Source organism: Candidatus Zymogenus saltonus, from assembly GCA_016929395.1.
GTDB lineage: Bacteria > Desulfobacterota > Zymogenia > Zymogenales > Zymogenaceae > Zymogenus > Zymogenus saltonus.
Window position 1 is genome coordinate 13,132 of record JAFGIX010000090.1, and the last position, 25,934, is coordinate 39,065.

The 25,934-nt window shown below is 52.9% G+C and carries 18 protein-coding genes; 7 read left to right on the forward strand and 11 right to left on the reverse strand.

Annotated features, from left to right (window positions below; translation table 11 throughout):
• Nucleotides 1-289 precede the first annotated feature (289 nt).
• Both JW984_16680 and JW984_16685 read right to left on the reverse strand, forming a co-directional pair.
• A complete protein-coding gene (locus JW984_16680; protein ID MBN1574833.1) occupies nt 290-1,855 on the reverse strand; it encodes a hypothetical protein in 1,566 nt (521 codons plus the stop codon).
• A gap of 188 nt (nt 1,856-2,043) precedes the next feature.
• A complete protein-coding gene (locus JW984_16685; GenBank protein MBN1574834.1) occupies nt 2,044-4,023 on the reverse strand; it encodes a hypothetical protein in 1,980 nt (659 codons plus the stop codon).
• A gap of 328 nt (nt 4,024-4,351) precedes the next feature.
• Here JW984_16685 and JW984_16690 point away from each other — a divergent pair, with 328 nt between their 5' ends.
• The 3 genes from JW984_16690 (at nt 4,352) to JW984_16700 (ending at nt 7,472) form a co-directional block, all read left to right on the forward strand.
• Nucleotides 4,352-6,184 carry an FAD-binding protein gene (locus JW984_16690; protein ID MBN1574835.1) on the forward strand — a complete coding sequence of 611 codons (1,833 nt, stop codon included), beginning with the start codon at nt 4,352-4,354 and terminating at the stop codon, nt 6,182-6,184.
• Between the two features lie 75 nt (nt 6,185-6,259).
• The gene (locus tag JW984_16695; protein MBN1574836.1) at nt 6,260-6,577 is read left to right on the forward strand and encodes a hypothetical protein; all 318 of its coding nucleotides are present in this window, start codon (nt 6,260-6,262) and stop codon (nt 6,575-6,577) included.
• A 205-nt stretch (nt 6,578-6,782) separates the two neighbouring features.
• Nucleotides 6,783-7,472, forward strand: a complete 690-nt coding sequence (locus JW984_16700) for a hypothetical protein (GenBank protein ID MBN1574837.1) — start codon at nt 6,783-6,785, stop codon at nt 7,470-7,472.
• Between the two features lie 817 nt (nt 7,473-8,289).
• On the opposite strand, the gene JW984_16705 is transcribed toward JW984_16700, so the two are convergent.
• The 3 genes from JW984_16705 to JW984_16715 all read right to left on the reverse strand — a co-directional run bounded on the left by JW984_16705 (nt 8,290) and on the right by JW984_16715 (nt 12,183).
• Complete coding sequence (locus JW984_16705; protein MBN1574838.1) at nt 8,290-10,158, reverse strand: alkaline phosphatase family protein; 1,869 nt, start codon at nt 10,156-10,158, stop codon at nt 8,290-8,292.
• A gap of 119 nt (nt 10,159-10,277) precedes the next feature.
• Complete coding sequence (locus tag JW984_16710) at nt 10,278-10,541, reverse strand: hypothetical protein (GenBank protein MBN1574839.1); 264 nt, start codon at nt 10,539-10,541, stop codon at nt 10,278-10,280.
• A gap of 220 nt (nt 10,542-10,761) precedes the next feature.
• On the reverse strand, nt 10,762-12,183 hold the full coding sequence (locus JW984_16715; protein ID MBN1574840.1) for a sulfatase: 1,422 nt from the start codon (nt 12,181-12,183) through the stop codon (nt 10,762-10,764).
• A gap of 257 nt (nt 12,184-12,440) precedes the next feature.
• Between JW984_16715 and JW984_16720 the strand changes: the two genes are divergently transcribed.
• The 4 genes from JW984_16720 to JW984_16735 all read left to right on the forward strand — a co-directional run bounded on the left by JW984_16720 (nt 12,441) and on the right by JW984_16735 (nt 18,017).
• Nucleotides 12,441-14,207, forward strand: a complete 1,767-nt coding sequence (locus JW984_16720; GenBank protein MBN1574841.1) for a nodulation protein — start codon at nt 12,441-12,443, stop codon at nt 14,205-14,207.
• A gap of 14 nt (nt 14,208-14,221) precedes the next feature.
• Nucleotides 14,222-14,917, forward strand: a complete 696-nt coding sequence (locus JW984_16725) for a PIG-L family deacetylase (protein MBN1574842.1) — start codon at nt 14,222-14,224, stop codon at nt 14,915-14,917.
• A gap of 310 nt (nt 14,918-15,227) precedes the next feature.
• Nucleotides 15,228-16,763, forward strand: a complete 1,536-nt coding sequence (locus JW984_16730; GenBank protein ID MBN1574843.1) for a B12-binding domain-containing radical SAM protein — start codon at nt 15,228-15,230, stop codon at nt 16,761-16,763.
• Between the two features lie 228 nt (nt 16,764-16,991).
• On the forward strand, nt 16,992-18,017 hold the full coding sequence (locus JW984_16735) for an aldo/keto reductase (protein MBN1574844.1): 1,026 nt from the start codon (nt 16,992-16,994) through the stop codon (nt 18,015-18,017).
• A 406-nt stretch (nt 18,018-18,423) separates the two neighbouring features.
• Here JW984_16735 and JW984_16740 read toward each other — a convergent pair whose 3' ends face one another.
• The 6 genes from JW984_16740 to JW984_16765 form a co-directional block, all read right to left on the reverse strand.
• A complete protein-coding gene (locus JW984_16740; GenBank protein ID MBN1574845.1) occupies nt 18,424-19,233 on the reverse strand; it encodes a methyltransferase domain-containing protein in 810 nt (269 codons plus the stop codon).
• Nucleotides 19,234-19,313: 80 nt separating this feature from the next.
• A complete protein-coding gene (locus JW984_16745) occupies nt 19,314-20,261 on the reverse strand; it encodes a DMT family transporter (protein ID MBN1574846.1) in 948 nt (315 codons plus the stop codon).
• Between the two features lie 262 nt (nt 20,262-20,523).
• Nucleotides 20,524-21,780 carry an adenosylhomocysteinase gene (locus JW984_16750; GenBank protein ID MBN1574847.1) on the reverse strand — a complete coding sequence of 419 codons (1,257 nt, stop codon included), beginning with the start codon at nt 21,778-21,780 and terminating at the stop codon, nt 20,524-20,526.
• A 450-nt stretch (nt 21,781-22,230) separates the two neighbouring features.
• Entirely contained in the window at nt 22,231-23,400 is a 1,170-nt protein-coding gene (locus JW984_16755) for a methionine adenosyltransferase (protein ID MBN1574848.1), read from the reverse strand.
• A gap of 422 nt (nt 23,401-23,822) precedes the next feature.
• Nucleotides 23,823-25,610 carry a phosphoenolpyruvate--protein phosphotransferase gene (ptsP, locus tag JW984_16760; protein ID MBN1574849.1) on the reverse strand — a complete coding sequence of 596 codons (1,788 nt, stop codon included), beginning with the start codon at nt 25,608-25,610 and terminating at the stop codon, nt 23,823-23,825.
• Between the two features lies 1 nt (nt 25,611).
• Entirely contained in the window at nt 25,612-25,878 is a 267-nt protein-coding gene (locus tag JW984_16765; GenBank protein ID MBN1574850.1) for an HPr family phosphocarrier protein, read from the reverse strand.
• Nucleotides 25,879-25,934 lie beyond the last annotated feature (56 nt).

The window sequence follows — 25,934 nt, forward strand, 5'->3', positions numbered from 1 at the left end:
TTTTCTCAGTTCCCCCGCATATCCCCCTTTGCGATTATGGCCATTTTAACTTACAGATATTATTATTGCAAGCTTTAATTCAACAATTTTCATATATTTTAAACCATTTATTGAATTTCTCGATTTCACTTTAGGTCACTTCTAAACACAACGATATATCAATCTTGTATTTTACTCACTATTATCCATAAAGACCCGTTTAACACAGTAAATAGTTACAGAATCCACCAAAAAAAGCCCCCGACGTTTTACGCCGGGGGCCTAATCAGCGATCTATTTTTTATAGACTTTAGAACTCGTAGACGAGGGAGTTGGTGATCGACCACATTTCCCCCCAGTCTCCCCTTGTGCCGTCAGCCTTCTCGTAATCCCATGAGTCTCCCGTAAAGAGCACTCCCAGACTGAAGTTGTAGGTCAGCCCCTCCATGATCTCATAAGAAAGATTAAAATCAACTTCCCATCCCAGATCGTCGGAAACCTCCCACGAATTGTACCAGTAGTTTGCGATGGTGTAATTAGCCGGATGCAGGTATGCCGGCGATTTTGCATCAAATTGTCCTAAATTTCTGCGGGTCCCTCTCCAATTCCATCCGACCGGCTCTGTCCACTTTGCCCAGATCACCGCACCGGACATGATCAGCTTCTCTGTTGGGTGAATCTCGAAGTAACCCTTTACCGCCGTGATGTTTTCAAGCCACTGCTGAAAACCAAAGCCTCCTCCCCAGGTTGATCCCAATCCCGAATTCCAGCCATTGGTGATTATATTGGCAAAGTTGAGTTCACTATCTACATCTGCAGAAATACAATTTAAATTGACGTGATTCCAATGGGAGCTGTTTGCCGGGAAATTCATGCCCCAGTTGTGCTTTTGCCCACTGCTCATTAAAAAAGCCACGCCAACGCGGAAAAGATCATTATAGTATGATACATCCGCATAGACATCCCATCCCGATATTTCAAGATTACGCCTTGCACTTGCAGGGCCGAGATTCCCCGCAAATGGGTCAAAGGCTATGTTATTGTAGTACTTGCCGTGAGCATCTCCAAACAGGTAGCTTCCCTCCATGTAGATGTCTATCATATCGGCGATGTTTCCCGTATAGCCGGCACCCACAAAACCCACAGTTGCTTCATAGGTGGCGGGTGAAGAAGTAGCTCTGAATCCGACTGAGTTATTTAGAACGCCTCCGGTGGTACCGCTTCTATTCAAGGCGTCATCATCCCAAATTACACCACCGTATAGTTCAAACATATGTCCTTCGAATGGAGTATATTTTATATCCGCCGACACTATATCGGCATCCCAGTTGTACGCCCAGTCATTTGAACCCGCACTCACCCTGTCGGAAGCCTTCATATACGATATCGAAGCCGCCAATGGACCCCACTTATTTGCCCAGCGTATTCCGGTTCCGGTAATGCCATAGGAAATTCCTTTACCATATCCATCAAAAAAGTAACCTACGGTAAAGGTTCCCAGTGGTGGTACAGTAAATTCAAGATATGCTTGATTAATTAAATTCGAGTTGCTGAAATTTATAAACAAGTTCCTTTGCTGTCCCCAGAGGTCTTCAACAATATCCATCCGAATAACCGCCTTTAGATATTCGCTTCTTGTATGGGTTATTGTAAGACGAAATCGCTGATCGAAAAATCCGGTATAGAGTGGATTTTCGTGTGATGGAAGCACAGCATTATTACCTGCCCCAATATCCTCCACCTTTTTGCTAAAGTTATACTCACTCCACGCCCGGACCCTGTATTCACCCGAAAATGTTGTGTCCGCCGCAAGGGCAGAAATCGCCGCCGAAATAAAGAAAACCGTCAGAATCGCTACTGTTAGATTCTTTTTCATTTTGACCTCCTAAATACCAGTATTGACACAAAATTGAATGTCTTGTGTACTTTTGTGTTGAATACTTATATCAAAATTTGAATAATATCAAGAAAATAATTAGATGGTTCTAATGATAATATCAAGCAAAAAAGCCCCCGAATCTCACTCCGGGGGCTTTTTAGCGACAAACTATATAGAGAAACTCTTTAAAACTCGAACGTAAGGGTGTTCACCCAGCGGTAAATCTCACCCCACTCCTCCCTCTCTCCGGTCACCGTGTTTCTGTAGTCGAAGGCGTCGCCCGTAAATAGTACGCCGAACTCGGAGTTGAGCGTCAATCCCTCCATGATCGTCCACGTAATCCCGAGGTCTATCTCCCAGCCGAGGTCGTCATCTATTCCCGCCGGGATAATCGAATCTCCCGCGGGGCTTGCCGCAGTGGGCAGAGTCGCGTAGTTCCCGTAGGCGTAGTTCATGGGGTGGCCGTAGAAGGCGTTCCAGTTGGAGACGAGGTTGAAGTTCTCGTCCATGGCGTACCTTCCCACAGGCTCCGTGTACTTCGCCCAGACGAAGGCCCCGTGGATGTCGAGGCTCTCAAAGGGGGTCACCGACCAGTAGATTTTTGCCGAGGTGACGTTCTCCTGGCAGTTTCCCAACCCCAGCGGCGCGCCGCTGTTCAAGAAGCTCCAGTCCCCGCTGACGATAATATTGCTCCAGTGAAAATCGTCGTTTCCGGTGGTGTTGAGGGCCTTGTGGGACTGGGTGAAGGGGTGCCACCACTTCTCCCCGGAGCCGTAGAGGAAGGCCGCCCCGACCGTGAAGAGATCGGTGTTGTAGGAGAGATCCAGATAGATGTTTGTCGAGTCGATGCCGATCTCGTCCGGGACCCTCTGCCCGGGCAGAAGCGTGGTCCCCATAAACCACGTCGCAGCGCTCCCCATTGTGGTCGGGCCGGGTGTTACCCCTATTCCCGGAACCATATTCTGTATATTGTTCAAAAAGGCGTTGTATCCCTTGCCATATGCGTTTATCTTGGCCCAGCCGAAGACCCTGTCGTACTCCGCCTTGAACTGGAGCCTGTCGTCGAAGAACTTGAGATCGACGTATGTGGCCACCGTGTAGGCCTTAACGCCGTACATCCCCATCGTCCCGAGGCCGAGGTTATATCCCACGTTGCTTATTGCATCCAGCCCGAAGTTCTGGCCGGGAAAGGCCGACGCCGGGGTGGGCCAGAGGGGAACGACATACAGTTCCCCGGCACCGGCATCGAAGAAGGACGCCGTGGGGCCGAGGGCGCCGTATCCGGGGGCCGATATCCCCAATGGGGCGACGGCAAACAATCCCCCCGCTCCGCCCTCCCCCGCAAAGGTGGAGCCGTTGGGGAGGGAGGCCTGGTCGGTAATGGTTTTTACCAACAGTCCCGACGCAACGCTCCTCGGATCGAGGACCATCTGAAACAGGAGGCCCGCCTTCACATCATCGGTGATGTATTGAACGGTCAGGACGAATGTGTCCATATCCACGTTGTAGTTGGATGTGCCGGAGCCCCCTATCTCGTCGATGGGTCTTCCCGGCCACGTCCTGAAAAAGGTGTTCGCAGGGGGGGCACCTCCGGTGATGTTGTTCAGCACCGGCTGGATAAAATCCACATACTTGATGTAAGTCAGCGCCGCGATCACGTTATCGACCTTCATCCCGTACGTCACGCCGTAGTCGGTGGTGCCGGTTCCCATAAAACTGCTGTCCACCCAGGTTCCGTGGCCGAACTTGTCCTCAAGGTTTCCGCCGGCCCTGATAAGGCCAATCGGCGTTATCGCCTCGATGTAGGCGGTGTTTATAAAGCCGGAGTTGCCAGTAAGGGCGCTTCCTGTGTAATTGTTCCAGCGAAGGCTGCGCTCTTGTCCCCATGTGTCCTCCACGATGTCGGCAATCACCACGGCCTTTAGAAACTCGCTCCTCGTGTGAGTGAGCTTGACCCTGAAACGCTGGTCGAAGTAGCCGGTGTAGAGGGGATTGTCGTGACTTGGACCCAATCCCGCCCCGTCTTCCATCTTCTTGTCCCAGTTGTAGTCCATCACCGAGCGAATCCTGTAGGTGCCCGATATTGTCGTCTCCGCCGCCATCGAGGGCAGCAGGAGTAGAAGAAGGATGGATATCGTTAAAACAAAAATCAAAAATCTCTTCATCAGTTACCTCCAAAGAAGTTTACCAATCTTCTTAGATAAAGATCAGTTGTATCGTATTGAAATCGCCCCCCGTCAAGAAAAACTCCCTTTATCACTGGGGGGAGGATTTCAAATTACTATCATCATGATATGAATAAGTCAAGACAAAATTAAGCTCGTCTAATCTTTGTATCATTTGTATTTGTACACAGAAGGCAGCCCAAAAGGATGCAAAATACTTTATTTTGAATCCAGAGTTCTATAACATAGGATTACGTTTTACGCCGGAGACGGACCGTCGACGGCGGGCCAATATCAGACAGTAAAAAAAGGGTTTATAAAGCAAATTATGGAAAAAACAAAGATTTACGACAGAGAGATAGAAACCGATGTCCTGGCTGTGGGGGGCGGCGGGGCGGGAATTACCGCGGCGATCTCCGCCTTCCGCCTACTCAAGGGAAAGGGCAAGGTGACCATTGCGACGAAGGGGCCCCCGGGTCGCTCGGGAAACACCTTCATAGCCGCCGCGGGGATCTCCATGGACGGCGAGTCCGCAAAGGCCTACGGATACGACGCAGACGAGTCCTTTACAAAACAGGTCTGGTTCGAGGAGATCGTGAGGCAAGGCTTTCATCTTTCCGACCAGAGGATCGTCGTGCGCTTCGTCGAGACGGCAGCGTTGAGGGTAAAGGAGCTTTTGGACTGGGGAGGTCGGGCGGGGGAGTACTTCCACTTCGTAAGGCCGGCTTGCTTTTTTACCTCGGGAAAGGCAGTGGGCTCGGCGTTGAGGCAGGGGCTCAAGGAGCACCCCGGGATCGAGATAGTCGAGGACGTCATCATAACGGACATCTTAACCGGCAACGGAGGATGCGCCGGAGCAATAGGGATCGACGTCTATTCGGGGGAGGTGATCCTGTTTAAGGCAAAGACGGTGATCCTGGGGACGGGCGGATTTCAGCCCTTCTCCTTCAAGTGCACGGCCTCCGACATGACGGGGGACGGGATAGGAATCGCCCTGAGGGCCGGGCTTCCAGTCGCCGACATGGAGTTTCCCCTCTGCATCCCGGGCGTCTGCATCACCCCGGCGGCTATGCGCGGCTCGATTTTTACCGGGATCTACAGCATGGTCTCGGAAACCATCCCTGGGATGGTCCCTCCGGCGATAGTAAACGGAAGCGGGGAACCTTTCCTGGATAAAGCCCCCAGGGCGCTGGTCGAGATCGCCAAGACGACCGGGTGGATAAAACTGATATACGCCTACTACTGGGGGAGGGAGATCGCAGAAGGCAGGGGCGGCCCCGGGGGCGGGGTCTACTTCTCCTTCAAGGACGCTAATATCGATGACTTCAAGAAGGGTTTCGAGACGCTGTCCGGCATGCTCTCCCTTTGGTACAAAACACCCATGACCTATCAGGGGGAGGATATATCCATCTTCAAAGACGAGGTGGTCGGCGGAAGAGACTGGGAGGTTGGCCTCGGCCACGAATACAGCAACGGCGGTATCGTAGTCGATGAAAACGGGGCGACAGCTCTACCCGGCCTCTACGCGGCGGGGGAGGCGAGCTGCGGGTGCTTCGGGGCCTACAGGGGCAACCGGGCCCTGGTGGAGATGATCGTCCAGGGCCACGCCGCCGGGGAGCACGCGGCGGCGTACGTCAGGGGGGTCGGGGAAGCGAAGGTCGACGATAACGAGATAGAAAAACATGTCGGGAGGATAACAAAATACATAGACCGGAAGAGGGGCGTAAGCCCCTCATCGGCAAGGAAAGCCCTCGAATCGACGGCCGATGGAGGATTCGGCTTTATGAGGCACGGAGAGGGGATATCAAGGGCGATGGCCGAGGTGGAGGAAATCAAGGGTGAGATGCTCCCGGAGATGGCCACAAGGTCGAAATCGAGGGTCTACAACCTCGGGTGGATCGAGGCGATGGCGGTGGAGAATCTCGCCCTCTGCCTCGAGGCGGGACTTCGCGCCGCCGAGATGCGAAGGGAGAGCCGGGGGACCCACATCAGGAGAGACTTCCCGAAGGTCGATAACGACAACTTCCTCGTAAGGATTTTTCACCTCCTCAAGGACGGCAAGCTTATACAATCGTTTGAGAAGCCGACCACGACTAAGATCGAGCCGCTAAAGGGAAGCGTTGAAAACGTGATGGAGTATATCCTCTCGTGTCGGAAATAGGTCGCCGGCCTATTAGATCTCCCGATTTGATCTTAATATGTCGGTTTCAAATTATTTTTTAGGGGAAAATGCAACATGTCAAGAAAGGTCAAGATATTCAGATATGACAAGGATGCGGACAAGGAAGGAAGGCACGAGGAGTTCGAGATTGATGATGACTCAGACATGAGCGTCATTGACGCCTTGAATTACATATACTACAACATCGACCCGAGCCTCAGTTTCTACGGCCACAGCCGCTGCGGACACGGCCTCTGCGCCAGATGCGCGGTCTCGGTGAACGGAAAAAACTCCATCGCCTGCGTTACCCCCCTGCCCGAGGGGGAGGAGGTCATCATAGAGCCCGCGAGCAAGGAGAGGGTTCTTAAAGACCTCATCACCAAGAAGCGTTAGGCAAGACAGCGGCATTGAAGATTCAGGTGGCTTGTTTACCTATTCGGGTACGGCGGCCAAACCACTCCCAGACGTCACAGCTCTCACGTTTACGACTCGGAGTCATAAATCCACATCAAATGAAGTAATAATATCTCCACCTATTTCCAAGATTTATGGTATACTAAAACAGTAATAATATACGCTGTCGAAGGGAGGGAAACCAATGGCGAAAAACGGTAAAGGCGGGGATAAAAAGACGGGAGGAGGAGACAAGACCGGCTCCATCGATGACTACAATGAGGGAATGGAGCTTTTGGATAAAGCGCTGAATGAGTTGTCGGGAGGAGATAAGGGAGGCGCAAGGGAGGATTTTGTTAAGGCCTGTGAGAGCTTTAAGGCAGCCGTAGGCAAGAAGGTTTTTTTCCCGGAGGCCTACTACGGCTGGGGGGAGTCCCTGAAGCAGATTGCGAAGATCGATGACGATGAGACGCTGTCCGAGGAGGCGATCGAAAAATATATGGCCTCGGGGCTCCAATTCGTGGTCGACGGAAGGCTGATGGAAAGGCCCTTCATCGACGCCCACAACATCGGCCCGAAGGACAAGAGGCACAGGATGATCTTTGCGCTTTACATCCTCACCATGCAGGTCATAAAGGGAAAGGTCATGGACAACAACGAAACAGACCTCCTGCAGGATATCCGGGCCACCCTCACATCCCCCCCCGTCATTCTCACATTGGTGGACACGCTCATCTCAGAGAAAAAGGAGAGACAGTCGATCAAAGAGGACGACGACCTGATCGCCATCGCCACAAAGATATTGATAAACGTTCTGATCGATAACGATGTTACAAAACCTGAAGGCCCGGCGGACGATATGAGCGAAAACTCGGACAACAAAAAGCTGAACTGAGTATCTTTCATTCCCTCAATACCTCCCTCGATATAGATCCCTCAATATAGCGATACCAGACCTGTATCAATCAGCCTATCCCGAAAATTGGACCTTAAGGCCAGACAATTCCTAATATGATAGGATTCGTGTTGTCGATCCATTCTTTGAAAATATTACTATCGCAATTGGATATTGCAGTTTCAACATAAAGAGCGCTTTCAAATATAATTTATTCATTTCAAATTCTATACTATTAAACCTTTCAATTAAGAATAAAATTTATATTTTTCACCACAATATATGCTAATTTATTCTTGACATCTACAATATATTGTGTTAGAAATATATATAATTGTGCTGAATTGTACGACTCAGTTATAAAATACTAAATTATCTTGCTAAAGGAGGTGATAATAATGGCTAATAGGAAAACTAGAAAAATTGGTAGAGATGCTAAAACTGGAAAGTTTATCCCTACTAAAGAAGCAAAGATAAGACCTAATACTACTGTTGTTGAAACAATAAAAAATCCAACAAAAAAAAAGAAGTGAAATTAATTCAATATCACTTCTAAGTTGAGCCAAATTGTTTATCCAAGAACGCCGAATAAACAATCCTTTGCTCTTAAATGGGACTTTTCAATCGAAAACTGATTTTCACTGTAAAAACAAACAGCTTTGTGTGAAATAACAAAGCTGTTTTTGTATAATGACAAATTACTTACAAATCGTTTACGCCAAGAGCGTCAAGTTGACCGCCTCCTCCTTTTCTCAAAAATCTCCCCTTCCTTGTGCAGGCAGAGACGGATCAAGGCCTAATATCTTATATCAAGGGCTTATATAAAGGGATCCCCCTTGATGGAACGATCCGGCTTTATCCCTACAGCCTTCAGCACCGTGGGAGCCACGTCCATACCTCTCGGGGCCTTTCCCTTTGTCTTCGCGTTGGAAAAGAGTATCCCGGGGACGATCTCCGGGTCCACTATGTGGTCTCCGCTCCACTGCTTGTTGTTGGGGGCCAAAAGTCCTCTCGGGGTTCCCCCTATCGCCGTCTGCCAGCTCATCCTGTACCCGGCCTCGAAGCCGACTATCAGATCGGGTGAATCCTCGATATATTTTTCTGAGTATATGTCGTTCGCCTCGTAGACGTTTCTGAAGATCCGCCCGCCCGTCTCCGGATCGACCGCCTTGACAAGCTCCGCCCTGATCTTGTCCCTTAATTTTTTTGCCTCCCCCGCCTCGACGATACCCCCCGACTCCCTCCCCTTCAGGTTAAGGTAGATGCTCGAAAAGCCGAGGGAGTAGGCCTTCGTCTTCTTCCAGTCGACACCCCTGAAAAGCGCCCCCCCGTCACTGTCTTTCGGGTCCGGCTCGCTTTTTAATGTCATCAATTCGTTATCGACAAGCCAACGGTTTACGTGGAAGCCCTTCCTGAAGCTCGTAAAGCCGTGGTCGGAGCAAACGATAAGGAGGGTCTTGTCGTCCACGTGGCCGGAGAGGATATCGCCTATGATCTTGTCCGTGCGCTTGTAGTAGTCCCGGATGATGCCCCCGTATCTTGCCTCGCCTTCCTTTGTGTAGAGGGGATGCTCCTTGTCCAGAAACCGCCAGAACATGTGTTGTATCCTGTCGGTGGTGTCGATAACGAAGGAGAAAACCCCCTCCTTGAAATTTCCGAGGCCGTAATCCAACATCTTCTCCCGCTCCACCATGATGTCGTCGCACATGGAGATGAAGGCGTCGTCATCGAGGACCCCCTCGTTCACAGGTTTCGTGTCCTCTGGGATGCCCAGGGTGTGATACAGCCCCCCGATGTTCTTTGCTATCTCTCCCGCGTAATCGTCGGTGCGGGATATAATGAAGCAGGGATCTTGGGGGTTGACCTGAAGCGGCGTAAGATATATGCCGGTCTCCGGCTCTGTGCTCACGACGTAAAAGCGCCCTATTCCGGAGACCTTTTTCAAAGCTCCGCCCGAAAACTCCATGGGAACCCACTCCGTCCACTTCCCCGCATTCGCCTCCACCGCCTTTCCGGCAACCTCGAGGATCAGCCCGTCCCCTCCCCCCCTGATAATCTTGAGGGGTATCGTGGAATCCTTGGCGCCGGTGAGGCCTGCGACCGAAGGCCCTACGATCTTCGTCTCCGCAACCTGATTGGCGCCCTCCCCCTTGAACTTGAGCTGTACGATCTTCTCCCAACCCTCCTTAGACTTGTCAGGCTCCGCGGAGGAGAAGAAGGTGTACCTCCCCAGCCCCCCCTTGATGTCCGGCACCCCGAGGCCCGCAAGGAGCTTACCCGATCCGTTACCCGGCGGGAAGGTCATCGGCCATCGGATGGAGAAGGAGGGAATCCCAGCCTCCGAGGTGTAGTCCCAGAAGAACTTCGCCAGGGAGGTGGGGTCGAACATCTTCTCCCTTATGCCAAGGACGTTCTTTCGGTTGATCTTCAAAACCCCGAGGTCCGGCATGTAGTTTTTGGGGTTTCTCACGATAAAATCGAAGACGCCGTGACCGCCGGAGTCCGCCCCAGTCCCGATATTGCTCCAGGAAACGGGGCTCTGGGGCGGGTTGGAGGCGCCGAGTCGTGAATAGGAACCGGTCTGAGCCAGCACCTTGAAGTTGGGCACGTCGCCTTCGGAAATAAACTTATCCATCAGATTTGGGTCGATCCCGTCGATGCCCAAAACAATCACTCTGTCATACATCTTTTTTCCCCACGATAACTTAAGTCCCCCGTCACACCCGGAATAGACGGGGAATGATGACAGGGTAAGGGCGGAAGCGAAATAGGACAGACCCTTTAAAAACTCCCTTCTATCCACTGTTAAATCTCCGTCTTGTCTTTCAAGGCCTTCTCTTCTATTTCTGCCTCGACCTCGGAGTCGATCTTATTCTTCTTGAACACCCTGTTGTAGAGCATCTTGACCGGCTTTATGGCAATGGCTATGAACGCCGCGCCGGCGGCGATCATGTACCCTATGGCGCCGAATATGACCGAACCGGTGCCCGGATCGATATAGGCCATCGCCGGATAGGCCCCGAAGGCCGAAAAAAAGATAAAGACCGCCGCCATAACCAGAATACGCATAACTTTCCCTCCCAATCTCTTTACGTCTATGTATCTGAACTTCACGGTTTTTAGAACCGAGCTCAAATATCCGAATATAGACCCCTCTCCGCCATCAGGTTCAAAGAGAGGGATATTAATTACCTCAACACTTATCCTTATATATTACCAGAGTTTCCCTGAAAGCGCAAGCCGAATCCCGGCCCATCCAACATTCCGTTTACTGTTATCCGGCCCCCGCCTACCACTTCTTCGGCTCAAAGGAGCCTTCCCACTTGACGATCATAGCCTCCAGCTCCTTCATCACTTCAGGGTAGGTGTGGCCCACGTTGTAGCGCTCGTTCGGGTCAACCTCCATGTCGAAGAGCCAGGGACCCTTGAACTGGAGGTTGCTCGGCCAGACGTAGACGTTGTGCTTTCGCATGTACTTCCACCTGCCGACCCTGATCGCCTCTACCTTCTCCGCGTGGTAATAGTAGATCGCCTCGTTGGGGGAGCTTTCGTCACCCTTGAACATGTGCATCATGTTCCTGCCGTCTATAGGGCGGTCGTCCGGGAGGGGAACTCCGGCTATGGATAGAAACGTCGGATAGAAATCGAGGTTGATGGCGGCACCCTTGTTTACCGTTCCCGGCCTTATCACCCCCGGCCAGCGGGCTATCATCGGGACGCGGACTCCCCCCTCGTAGGTCAGCCCCTTGCACCCCCGCATCCCGGCGGGGCTTCCCTCGAAGAGCTGGCCGTTGTCGTTTGTAAAGACCACAATTGTGTTTTCGGAAAGTCCCAGCTCGTCAAGCTTTTTTAAGACCTCGCCGACGCTCCAGTCGATCTCCTCCACCGTGTCCCCGTAGAGACCCCCCTTCGATTTCCCCAAAAAGTCGTCCGAGGCGTGGTACGGATGGTGGGGAAACGTGTGGGCAAAGTAGAGGAAGAACGGCGCGTCCTTCGAGCGCTCGATGAAATCGACCGCCTCCACCGTATACCTCTTCGTCAGGGTTGTCTGATCCGTTATATGCCCTTCGAGGACCGTGTCGTTTCTCATAAGGATAAAAGGCTTCATGTCGTTTACGCCCGGGGAGCCGTAGAAGTAGTCGAAGCCGTTGAGGTTGGGTGAATATTCCGGCGCATAACCCAGGTGCCACTTGCCTATAATGCACGTGGCGTAGCCCGCATCCTTCAGCCCCTCGGCCAGCGTGTACTCGTCCGCTGGAATCCCCACGCAACTCCCAGGATCCCCCAGGTCGAGTATCCCTAAAAGGCCTATCTTCTCGTAAAAGCCATACTCAAGTTTTGTTTTTAAGGGGATCTCGTCCGGGATGAGGGCGAGGTTCAGGTCGACCCGGGCGGGGTACCGTCCAGTCAAGAGACCGTACCTCGACGGGGAACAAACCGGGGAGCATACGTAGAAGTCCGTGAACCTCATTCCCTCGGCTGCCAGCCGGTCAATATTCGGGGTCCTTATGCTCTTGCCGCCGTAGCAGCCGAGGTCGCCGTATCCCATGTCGTCGGTCATGATAAAGACTATATTGGGAAGGTTCTTCTGCTCCTCCCCAAAGGCGAGCCCCGATGAGAGAAGGTAGCCCGATCCCCCGCTCAATGCCGCCGCCGTCAAAAGGGAACCCCCATACCTCATCAGGTCTCTTCTCGATAACTTATTATCCATAACAACACCCCCTTGAAAATCCATCGGAATAAATCTTTTCCATCCGCTATCAGTTTAACACATCGGGGGGCCCTTTTACAATGATATTACAAGGAGATTACAAGGACTTCATTTGCATATCTCAATTTCAGCTCTTATTTTTCGGCAATTCAGGTTAAGGCTTGTAATCCGACAAAATCTCTGATAATCTATACCGAATTTCGGATTTCGGCAACGCCGATTGACCAGTTTTTTAAGATATTTTTAATTCAGCCGATATGATGAACATAATAGGATACTTTCACGGGGTTGACCCCGCCGCTTGTCTCGTAGTAGACGGCGAGATCGTCGCCTACGTCGAGGAGGAGCGGCTTATACGATTTAAGCACGCCTGGGACATATTCCCCATAAGGTCGATCGACTTCTGCCTCAAAAAGGGGGGGATCAAGATCGAAGACGTCGACCGTTTCGCCTACGGTTGGGACCTCCCGAGATACACCAATGGTGAGATGCGAAGCTTCTTCGACGGCGTAAACAAAGAGCACCCACCGGGCCCGGGCACCGTCTCTTGGCAGAACTGGGTAATAAACTTCTTCAACGAAAAGAGCGCAAGGGAGAGGCTCCGCCTGAACCTCGTAAAGTTTTTTGGAAAGGCCGAGGCGCCGAATCTCATCTCCCACCCCCACCACGCCTCCCACGCGGCATCCGCATATTTCACCTCCCCCTTCGACGAGGCGCTCGTCTTCACGATAGACGGCTCCGGCGACACCCAGTGCGCCACCCTCTGGAAGGGCGAGGGGGACAAGCTGGCCATGATCCACGAGATAACCATACCCCACTCGCTGGGGTGGTTCTACGCCGCGATCACGGAGTTTCTGGGATTCAAGGCCTACGACGGCGAATACAAGGTCATGGGGCTTGCCGCCTACGGGAGGGAAAACCTAAAGTTCAGGAAGGGATTGGAAAAGGTCGTCCCTCAGGCGAAAAACGGGTACGACTATGCGGTGGACTCCAAATACATCCACAACGGCCCCCACACCTACTCCGACCGCTTCACCGACAACCTCGTCGACATCCTCGGGATTAAACCCAGACAGGGAGAGGTTCCTCTGGAGCCGATCCACGAGGACCTCGCCTTCGAGGTGCAGCGTCTCTTAGAGGAGCGGGTTCTGACCCTTCTCGCCCACTTCAGGGATGAGACAGGGATGAAAAACCTCTGCATCGGCGGGGGCGTCGCCCTAAACGTCAAGATGAACAGCCGGATACACAAAAGCGGCCTCTTTGACGACATCTTCATCTTCCCGATCCCGTCAGACTCCGGAAACGGAATCGGGGCGGCCCTGGGCGCCTACCACGTCCTCACCAAAAAGCGCCCAGGAAAGCTCAAACACGTCTACTTCGGCCCTGAGTTCGACGACGACGACATCGAGCTTCAGCTAAAGGGGTGCGGCCTCAAATACAAGAGGTGCGATGACATTGCCCAGGACACGGCAGGGCTTATCGCCGACGGCAAGGTGGTCGCCTGGTTCCAAGGGGGGCTGGAGGGAGGGCCGAGGGCGCTGGGGGCCAGATCGATCCTCGCCGACCCTAGGGACACAGCCAGCAGGGACAGGGTGAACAGCGCCATAAAATTCAGGGAGTACTGGAGGCCCTTCTGCCCCAGCATTCTCGAGGAGAGGGCCGAGCGCTACATGAAGCGGGCCGTCAAGGCGCCATACATGATTCTCGCCTTTGACGCCACGGACGAGGCAAAGACGGAGTGCCCGGCGGTGGTCCACGTGGACAATACCTTGAGGGCCCAGACGGTGGGAAAAGAGCACAACCGAAGGTATTACGACCTCATCGCCGCCTTCGAAAGGAAGACCGGCGTCGGGGCGGTTTTGAACACATCGTTCAACATCAAGGGCGAGGCTATCGTCGCCTCCCCCAGGGACGCCTTGCGGACCTTCTGGAGCACCGGCATTGACGCCCTTGCCATCGGGAGCTGCCTCGTGACGAAGCCTGACAATCCCATGCCGCTCAAGCCGGAAGAGGTAATCCGTTAGGAGACATCGATAAATTGAAAAATACAAAAGACAGGATTCTCGTTGTTGCCCCTCACGCCGACGACGAGACGATAGGGATGGGAGGAACGATCGCGAGGCTGGTCGACGAGGGCAACATTGTCACCGTCGCTGTAATGACCGGACACGGCGAGGTTGACCCCCACCCCCTCTGGCCGTCGTCCCTATGGGAGACGATCCGGGGGGAGTTTCGCGAGGCGATGGAGATTCTCGGGGTAACCGACTACATCTTCAGGGAGATCCCGGCGGTCATGGTGGCCGATCAAAAGATCCACGAGCTGAACAAGATAACGGGAGATATAATAGAGGAAATTAAGCCGGATATACTCTACATCCCCTTTATCAATGACCTCCACAAGGATCACCGGGAGCTCTTTCACTCCTTTTCCGTCCACTGGAGGCCGCACCTCCCCCTTGGAAGAAAGATGAGGGAGGTCTACGCCTACGAGACGGTGAGCGAGACGCACCTCAACTTCCCCTACGTGGAGGGGGGATTCATCCCGAACGCCTTCGTCGACATAAGCGGCTACATCGAGGTGAAGCTCTCCGCCATGGCCCGATTCAAGAGCCAGATCATCGATTTCCCACACCCCCGCTCCATCGAGGCTGTGAGGGCCCTCGCTGCGTGGCGCGGCTCCCAGATAAGTGCTCAGGCCGCCGAGGCGTTTGTGATGGTGAGGAGAATTGTCTGACGGGCCGGGCCCGCCGTCATAGGCAGAACCTCCTTTATCCACCGGAGTTTGAGCAAAACAATATCGCAATCTCACAACGTCTGCGCGTATCGCCGTTGGAGCCTGACATCCAAAAAATTTGTTCTTAATTTGTTAATCACACACAACAATTTAATTGAAAAGCAAAAAGAAATATGCTACATTTAACAATCTCATCAGTAATTTCACCTCAACAAGAACACCCATAAGCCGTAAGTCATAAGCCAGAAGAGATAGAGCATATTTAACCAAAGGCCAAAATAATAATGACAAATATTATAAGGATATAAAAATGAAAATAACATTGATAGAGCCGAGAAGCCCCGACTTTCACATCTTCTCCCTCTACCCCCTCCCCCGGCTGGGGGTAATCCTTCTGGGGACGATCCTAAAGCAGAGGGGGCACGACGTCTCCGTTGTCGTGGAGTCGATGGGGGAGGTCCCCTGGGACGAGGTCGCCTCGTCTGACCTCGTCGGCATCTCCACCATCACATCCACCGCCCCCAGGGCCTACGAGATGGCCGAAAGCCTAAACGAGATCGGTGTTCCTACCATCCTGGGCGGGCCGCACGTCACGTTTCTTGCCGAGGAGGGTATCTCCCACGCCGACTACGTGATCAGGGGCGAGGCGGAGAAATCTTTTCCCATGTTCGTCGAGGCTCTCTCCGGCGAGAGGGATATGGCGAAAGTCCCGGGCCTGACGTATAAGCTCAACGGTGATATATTGGAAAATCCGATGGAGGGCGAGGCCCTGAGTCTGGACGAGCTCCCGGAGCCGGACTTTACGCTTTTAGGCACACATTTCTTCAAGAAGAAGGGGTGGACCAAGAGGGTCATCCCGATGCAGACCTCCAGGGGGTGCCCCTACAACTGCAACTTCTGCTCCGTAACCAGGATGTTCGGGCGCAAGATGCGCTACAGGAGCCTGGACGCAATAATCGAGGAGCTGAGAAAATACGACGACAAAAGAAACAGCATCTTCTTCTATGACGACAACTTCGTAGCCAATCCGAAGAGGACAAAGGAGCTTCTGAGAAGGATTATCGAGGAAGGTTTCAAGTTCATCTCATCGGCGCAGGTCAGGGTGGACGCGGGAAAGGACAGGGAGCTGATGAGGCTCATGAGGGACGCCGGTCTAAAAACGGTGTTCATCGGGCTCGAGAGCGTCTCCCCGGAGAGCCTGAAAAAGATGAATAAGAGTCAGACCCTGGAAGACATGGAGGAGGGACTTCGCGGTTTCCGTGAGTTCGGCATCAGCGTTCACGGGATGTTCGTCTTTGGATTCGACCAGGACGAGGAAAAGACGTTCAAGGAGACGGTCAGGTTCGCCAGGAGAAACGCTGTGGACTCCGTCCAGTTTCTCATCCTGACGCCGCTGCCCGGCACCCCCGTGTACAAGGAAATTGAGGAGGACGGCCGAATAATCATCAAAGACTGGAGCTTCTACGACGGCCACCACGTGGTCTTCAGCCCCAAGAGGGTCGACCCCTACTGCCTCCAGAGGGCGCAGATCAGGGGGCACAGGAGGTTCTACTCCACACTCGAGGTGATAAGGAGGTTTTACCGCTTCGACTTCTTCAACGCCATGATCGCCGCCTACGCCAAGAGGCTCTCAAGCACTTGGGTCAAGGAAAACAAACTCTACCTTAAGGTGATAAAGTTCCTTAAACCCAGCGCCGAGTACATCTTGAGCATCGACTTAAGAAGGAAGGGGACCGACGTCAAGGAGGCTATTACCGAAGCCCTGGAGAGGGCCTCGATTAAGGTCAGGAGGGCGGCCTCGATGAAATATCCTGCCGGGAGCAAGCCGACGACGCCGAAGGGTTAGGGAGGAAGGTAATTCTGCTTTAAAGATGGAAGGCGTCGGGGCTTTGCTTCAATAGATGTAGTGAATTAAAATTGGGGACTTGACGGTTCGCGGACCGGATCAAAGCCTGTTCAACTGCCAAAATCCGAGGCCGGAAGGCGTGAAACACGAAAATCGCGGCTCTTGCCGCATAATTCGAGATATGTTATTCTTATTTCATTTTAAAAAATGTCGGCCAGGAGCAGAAGCATGAAAAAAAATCGTTTAGGCAAGACAGGGCTAATGGTTTCGGAACTCGGTTTCGGCGGGATCCCCATTATGCAGTTGGAAGCAAACGATGCCGCTGAAATGGTCCGGTATTGTTTCGATCGCGGTGTTAACTTTTTCGATACGGCAAACATGTATATAGACAGTGAAGGAAAAATCGGGCAGGCATTGGAAGGCGTGCGTGACCAGGTTGTAATCGCCACCAAGACGTTGGAAAGATCTAAGGAAAAGGCGGCCGAACATATCGCCAACAGCCTTAAGCAGCTTCGCACCGATTACATAGACCTTTTTCAATTCCATAACCTGTCCGAGGAATCTGAACTGGAAACAGTGCTGGCCCCCGGCGGCGCCATGGAGGCGGCAACGGAGGCAAAAGCTAATGGCCAAATCCGACATATCGGGTTCAGCGCCCATAATAAGGACACGGCTCTTAAAGTTGTTCAAACCGGGCTGTTTGAAACTGTTCAGTTCCCTTTCAACTTTGTGGAAACCCAGGCCCTTGAAGCCTTGCATCCGGCGGCCATGGAAAAAAACATGGGCATTATAGCCATGAAACCTTTGGGCGGCGGTATGCTCGAACGGGCCGACCTGTGTTTTAAATTTCTCCAGCAACACCCGCATGTGATACCCATACCCGGAGTATCCAATAAAGAAGAATTCGATCAGATCATGGCCATGTACGAAACGCCTCAACCGCTGACTGACCAGGACCAACAGGACATGGAAAACTTACGTGAACAACTGGGAGATTCATTCTGCCGGCGTTGCGGTTATTGTCTGCCCTGTCCGCAAGGGGTGATGATCAGGGAGGCCCAGATGTTTCCGGCCATTATGAATCGCCTGGCGCCCAGACAGGCCATGGTTTTTATGAAAGATGTGATTGCCACGGTGGACGAATGCATCGAATGCGGCGAATGCGAAGAGAAGTGCCCTTATAACTTACCCATTGTTGAGATGCTCAGGCGCCATGTAGAGGGCTTCCGAGAACTCGAGGCCTCGTTAGGCTGAAATAAAATATGTAAAAGAGCCATCCCCGAAAAAGGACAATGCATTGAATCTTATCGGATAAAATAACCTGGGCCACCCGCTGTGAAAGCAGGCGGACCGGGCATAGCAACATATTATCATCATACCGCACCCTCAGTCAACGACCACCGTCTTTTTAAACGGGACGTCGCTGTCCTTCTTGATTGGCACGTAGTAGGTTTTCACCCAGTCGATCTACCGCTTCTTGTCCTCGTCGGACCACCCCAGCTCCTTTCCCATCATGTCCGCGACCCTCTCCAGCTACGCCTCCGGCAGCGGCCCGAAGCACACCGCGTTGGTCCGGCGGAACAGCACGTCATCCATGTGCAGGGCCATCTCGTCGATGACGGCATAGGACACCTTAACAATAGCGAGAACGCAATCTTCCTTACACAACCTTCTCGCCGACCGCCTTGAAGAACGTGTAGCAGAACGTGCCGTCGTCCCTCTCCGTGATCGCGTAGAGGTCGGCTATCCCCTTCTCCCAGGTTTCTTTATCTATCAGCCCAAGCTTAAGCGACTGCTCCTTAACCCCCTCGACCATCGGGATGATGGTCTTCAGCACAAACGAGTCGATCAGGTCCGGCCTGCTCCGGTCGGCGTAGATCATCCTTGGGGATACGGAGACGTTTTTCAAGCCCCCCTCCGTTAGGAGCGGGTAGAGCCGCCTCCCAATGAGGGAGTCGCCGCTAATGCGCGACTGGGCCTCTATCAGGCATCTCCATGCCTTTACCGCCTCGGGGGTCTCCGGGTGAAAGTAGCACGATCCGTGATCCCCCTCTATCGCGGTCACCGTGCCGCCGGGCTTCACCACATCCAGAATCTTAGACACCGCGCCGACCGGGTCTTCGAGGTGCTCCAGGACATAGCAGATAAAGACGTGGTCGAAGCTATCATTATCAAAGGGGAGCGAGAAAATATCTGCAATTTTAAACTCGACGTTTTTTATCCCCTCCCTTTCGATCAAGGCCCCGGCCTTTTTCAGCGAGTCTTCGGCTATATCTATTGATACGAAATTTGAGTCCGGGTTCTGGGCGGCAAGCGTCACGGTCTGGGCCCCCACGCCGCAGCCCACCTCCAAAATCAGGCTTCCCTTTGGAAACAGGCTGTCGTAGTGAATCAGGTCCTTCACCGACCCCGCCTGGTCGTAGAGGCGCTCGGTCTCGCGCTCCGAGTAGCCGTGGACGTACTTTATCATTGCTTACCTCCAATTTTTGGCCGGGCCGAATTTTGTTAAAATTATTTTGAAATGAACAGTAAATTTTTGTATATATACCTCTATCCGTCCGCATCGGCTGGGGGATTTTCCGCCTCCCCGTCCCACTTCTTGGCCCGAAACTCGCTTAAGATTATCCCCAGGAAAATCAGGACGGCGCCCATATATCCCCTGACCCTCAATATCTCCCCGCCCCAGAGATAAGCGAAGAGCGCCGCAAATACCGGCTCCATCGTGAAAATGACGGCGGCCCTCGTCGGCGTCGTGTACTGCTGCGCCCATACCTGAACGGTGAAGTTGAAGGCGGTGGCGAATACCGCCATGAGGATTATGACGAGGATCACGAAGGGAGAAAGGATGCTCAACGGGACGACCGCCCCACCGACAAGGGCCGTGGCGATACCCGAGAAGAACAGCACCGTGATTACCTGTACGAGTGTCAACAGATATACATCGTGCCTTACCGCGTACCACCCCGTCAGGATGACCTGAAACGCAACGCTCACCGAGCACAGTATCACCCAGACGTCGCCCCTGTTTATCGTGAACTGGTCGGAGACGGAAAGGAAAAAGAGGCCCACCGCGGCGATGACGGCGCCCATTGTCGCCGTAAGGGCGGGCGTCTTCTTGAAAAAGATCGCCAGCACAAATGGAACGAGGACCACGTGTAGGCCGGTTATGAACCCGGCGTTTGACGCCGACGTGTACTGGAGCCCCACCGTCTGGGTAATGAATGCGATGAAGAGAAAGCTCCCGAGGATTATGCCGTCCCGGACGAGCTTTTTATTCAGGTGCTTCAGTTTTCTGCCAAAGAGGACGAGGAGGATCGACGCGGCGACGATAAACCTCAGGAAGATGAAGTAGTAGAGGTTGATCTCCTCTATCGCCTGCTTTACCAGTATAAAGGACATGCCCCAAAATACGCAGATCAGCACCAGAGATAAGTCGGCGACATATCCCCTTTTCAACCCCATCACCGGAGATGTATTCAACAGTTTTTTTCCGCCCATTTCTCTTTAACCCGCCGTCACAAAATATTGTGCTTTTTACTATATAAATAAAATGGATTCAAACCACGAAAAACGGGGGCTTTAAATGCCCCCGTTTATTTATCTCATTTGACATGAGGAGTGGAACATATAAATCCCTAATCACCTATCGGCACCGCTTCTTCGCTTCCTCTTCCTCATTGCCATAATATTAAATCCTAACTGTAAATCCTAATTGTAAATCCCAATCGACCACAGGAACAAAAATCATATTCAATAAATCTTAAGTCCCCATCTCCCAAGATTCGAGGTACTTTCTCTGCTCTTCCGTCAGGGTGTCGATCTTGATCCCCATCGAGTCGAGCTTGAGCCTGGCTATCTCCTTGTCTATCATCTCCGGCACCGGGTATACCTTGTTAGCGAAGTCCTCGTGATTCTTCATGATATACTCGACGCAGAGCGCCTGGTTCGCAAAGCTCATGTCCATAACCGCGGAGGGGTGTCCCTCGGCGGAGGCGAGGTTTATGAGCCTCCCCTCCCCCAGGACATATACGCGCTTGCCGTTCTTAAGGGTATGCTCCATCACGTAGTCCCTGACCTCGCGCTTCGATTTAGTGAGCGCCTCTAACCCCTTGAGGTCGAGCTCCACGTTAAAATGACCGGAGTTTGCCACGACTGCGCCATCCTTCATCCTCTCGAAGCACTCGGCGCTGATTACATTGATGTCTCCGGTGACCGTCACGAAGAAGTCGCCTATCTCGGCGGCATCGAGGACCGGCATTACCCGAAATCCGTCCATGACCGCCTCCAGCGCCATCAGGGGATCGACCTCGGTGACTATAACGTTCGCCCCCATGCCGCTCGCTCTCATGGCGAGCCCCTTGCCGCACCAGCCGTAGCCGCATACAACGAAGACGGAGCCGGCGATGAGGCGGTTTGTGGCCCTCACCACGCCGTCGATGGTGGACTGCCCCGTACCGTAGCGGTTGTCGAAAAAGTGTTTCGTTGAGGCATCGTTGACGGCGATGATGGGGTACTTCAAGACCCCTGATGCCGCCATGCTGTTCAGCCTTATGACGCCGGTCGTCGTCTCTTCCGTACCGCCGATGACATTCGTGATGTTTTCCACTCTACCAGAGTGGAGCGTGGAGACGAGGTCGGCCCCGTCGTCCAGGGTGATCTGCGGCTTCTCGTCGATGACGGCGTTGATGTGGTCGTAGTAGGTCTTGTCGTCCTCACCCTTTATAGCGAAGACCGGAATCTCGTACTCGGTGACCAATGCCGCCGCCACGTCGTCCTGTGTGGAGAGGGGGTTCGAGGCGCAGACGAAGACCTTTGCGCCGCCGGCGTTTAGGGTGATGGCGAGGCTCGCCGTCTCGGTCGTTACGTGGAGGCACGCCCCCAGCGTAAGGCCGGAGAGGGGCCGCTCCGCCTCGAAGCGCTTTTTTATGGAGTTGAGAACCGGCATGGCCATGTTCGCCCACTCGGTTCTGAGTACCCCCTTTTCCCTGAGTCCCGGGTCTTTAATGTCAAATTTCACTTTTTAATGCTCCTGCGTAGAGTTTATATTTTTCCTTCCCTTAAGTGATGATCGCTTCCGTTTAATATATAGATCGGCCCCCTCAATTAAGGAGCCGTAATTTCAACCTGCAACCTGCAATCGGCAACCGGCAACCGGCCCGCCGCTCGACCCCGCCAATACCCGCCGTTCAATCCCATCAACCAACCTCACGGAAAATATCACCTGCCGGCCTCTCAACTAAACCCAGAAAACCAATCCCGTGAATTTGACCCATCAGGCAACCTCATCAACCATCCTCAACCACCGCTCTTTCCGAACGACCTCTCCCCTCCATCTTACCAACCGCCCCCGTCAATCAATGCGTCTGTTTCTTTTATGTTGTCAAACCCATCCAATATCCTTATCGACCTTCCCCAACCAACCCCTATCAACCCGACAGTTCAAATTCACTGTAACCCACAAGAAAGATTACAGACCGGCCTCTTTCTTTATTTTATCGGCCATGTCTCTCTCCTCCCACTTGAAGCCCTCATCCTCCCTTCCGAAGTGGCCGTAGGCAGCGGTATTTTTGAATATCGGCTTTAAGAGATCGAGCTTTTCGATCATGGCCGCGGGTCTGAAATCGAAGACCTCCCTTACAATCGCCGCTATCTTATCCGGTGGAATCACGCTTGTTCCCCCGGTATCAATCATAAGCGACACCGGCTCGGCGACCCCGATGGCGTAGGCCACCTGGACCTCGCACTTCCTGGCGAGCCCCGCAGCCACGACGTTCTTGGCGACATACCTCGCCATATATGAGCCGGAGCGGTCCACCTTGGACGGATCTTTCCCGGAGAACGCCCCGCCCCCGTGGCTTCCCTGGCCGCCGTAGGTATCGACGATTATCTTCCTTCCGGTCAGACCGCAGTCCGCCTGAGGCCCACCCAGTACGAAACGTCCGGTGGCGTTGATGTGATATTTGGTGTTCTTGTCGAGCATATTTTCAGGGATCACTTTCTTTACCACCTCCTCGATGATGCCGTCCCTAAGCGTATCGTACTTTACGGTCTCGGAGTGCTGGGCGGCGACCACCACTGCATCCACTCGGACCGGCCTGTCGTCGACGTACTCCACCGTAACCTGGGACTTGCCATCGGGACGAAGGAAGTCGAGTGTCTTATTCTTCCTGACATTAGCAAGCTGCCTACAGACCTTATGGGCGTAGATTATCGGCATCGGCATGAGCTCCGGGGTGTCGTCGGTCGCGAATCCGAACATGAGACCCTGGTCGCCGGCCCCCTGCTCCTTGTGGAGGCCCTCTCCCGCCGTTACCCCCTGGGAGATGTCTGGGGACTGCTTGTCGATGGTGGTCAGGACGGCGCACGTTTCGTAGTCGAAGCCCATGCTGGCGTCGGTGTAGCCTATCTCCTTTATGGTGTTTCTGATTATCTCGGGCATGTCTACCCAGGTCTGGGTGGTTATCTCGCCGGCGATTATCGCAAGGCCCGTCGAGACGAGGGTCTCGCAGGCGACCCGCGATTTTACGTCGTCCTTGATCATCGCATCGAGGATTGCGTCAGAGATCTGGTCCGCAACTTTATCGGGATGGCCTTCGGTGACCGATTCCGAAGTGAAAAGGAAGTTTGTCATTGACATAACGGATACCTCCGGATTTTGGAATTTTGATATTTTGATATTTTAATATTTTAATTGGGAGTATTAGAGGGCCGATAACCTCTCGGAAATTCCCGGCCTCAATCCCAACTTAGACAATTAAAGAAATATATCCGCGAGATTAAAACAAGGTGTTTATGATCGCCTTCTTTCCCCCTTCCCCCTCTTCCAATTTTGCGGGCCATCGTTGATCGAGTGGATTTCCCCATCCCCCCCATCCCTTACCCATCTATCCATCCGTCTCCCCCCGTAAAAACTTCCGGCACCCCACCGCCGCGAATTTTGTATCTTATAATCTTGATGTGGATATGTCAAGAAAAAGATTTTGAACAGACCATCTGAACAAGATAGAAAAAAGCATTTCAAAATAATTTCGGTTAAAAAACAAGGGGATGTTTTTGAGGTTACCCTGATGGCTTCGTCTCCCCGAAGTCATCGGGAAACAGCCTTCTCATCTCCTCGAGGACATATTTATCTATCTCCTTGGCGGTCGAAAAGGTAAGGACATTTTTCGCAATCTCTCGGCAATCCTTATACGAGACACTTCTGAGTATCTTTTTCACCCTGAGGATAGAGAGGGCGTTCATCGACAGCTCGTCCAGTCCCATCCCCACAAGGATCGGGAGGTAGAGGGGTTCCCCGGCCATTTCTCCGCACATGCCGATCGTGATTCCTGACACGTGGGCGCTCTTCACAACGCCCTTTATCATCCTGAGCACGGCGGGGTGGAGCGGTTCGTAGAGGTAGTTGACGTGCTCGTTCACCCTGTCGATGGCCAGCGAATACTGGATGAGATCGTTCGTTCCTATGCTGAAGAAATCCACCTCTTCGGCCAAGAAGTCCGCGATGGCCATGGCTGACGGAACCTCCATCATCATCCCTATCTTGATACCTTCATCGAAGGGTACGCCCCTGGATCTAAGCTCCCCCTTGGCCTCCTCGAGGATCTCTTTTGTCCTTCGGATCTCCTCCATTCCGCTTATCATCGGGAACATCACCCTGACCGGCCCAAAGTTGCTCGCCCTCAGGATCGCCTTCAGCTGGTCCTTAAATATCTCGACCTCCTTGAGGCAAAACCTTATGGCCCGAAGCCCCATCGCCGGATTCATCTCCTTTGCGAGCTCGAGTTGAGACAGGAAGCGGTCCCCGCCCAGGTCGAAGGTCCGGATGGTCGTGATCTCCGGCCTCATCCACTCCACCACGGTCTTGTACACTTCGAAATGCTCGTCCTCCGTGGGGAGCTTCCTGCGGTTCAGGTATATAAACTCGGTACGATAAAGACCTATTCCCTGGGCGCCGTGCTCCTCTATCGACTCCAGCTCGTGGGGCATCTCTATGTTGGCCATGAGCCTAATCTCATGGCCGTCGGTGGTCACGGGGGAAAGGTCCTTGAGGAATAGAAGCTCCCTCTCCTCGTCCAGATACTTTTCGAGCTTCTTTTCGTATTGCTTTACCACGGAAGGACTGGGATTTATGATCACCTCTCCCCCGCTTCCGTTTACGATGATGCAGTCACCGCTGTTGACGGACTGGCTCACCTCCTCGAGCCCCACGACCGCCGGTATCTCCAGAGACCTGGCCATGATGGCGGTGTGGGATGTCCTGCCGCCGATATCGGTGACAAAGCCCTTGATGACGCTCCTGTCGATCTGGGCGGTATCCGCGGGAGAAAGGTCGTGGGCGACGACTATGACATCCTCGTCGATCCCGGAGAGGCACTCCTGGTCTTTTCCAGTGAGGTTTCTCATGATTCTCTCAACGACATAGTCGATGTCGCTGGCCCTTCCGGCGAGGTACTCGTCGTCGATGGCCTCGAAGGATTTGTTCAATTTCTCATGGACTATCTTGAGGGCCCATTCGGAGTTTATATGCCTTGTCTTTATCGTTTTTATGGTCTCGTCGTTGAGCATCCTGTCTTTCAGTATCAGAAGATGCGCCTCTATGATATGTTTGAATTCCTGGAACTTCTCCGGGGGAATTTTCCCCTTGGCCTCGTCAAGCTGATTTTCCGACTTCTTTACGGCTTGGTTGAACCGTAAAATCTCGTCCTTTACCTTCTCGCCCCTGATGAACCTCGGTGTGTACTTTACCTTCGTTCTGTCAAGGTGATAGACCTTGCCTATGGCTATTCCGGAAGAGACGCCGATGCCGGATATCCTTACGTCCTTCGCTTTTTTTCTCTTTATGGTCATATCACTCTTCACCAAACTTGCTCGAGATGAGTCTGCCGAGCTCCGCGACGGCCCTTTCGGCGTCGGAGCCTTTGGCCGTTATCCTGATGGTGGTTCCCATCGTGGCCCCAAGCATAAGTATGCCCATAATGCTCTTTCCGTTTACTTCTATATCATCTTTGGAAATGGTTATGTCAGATCCGTATCTACCGGCCGTCTGAACCAAAACGACCGCCGCCCTGGCGTGAAGGCCGAGCCTGTTCTTTATTACGAATTCTTCCGAAAACAGATCTCCAGAGATGCCCTCCTCTTTTCCCTTGACTTCAGACATTGAAGAACTATTAC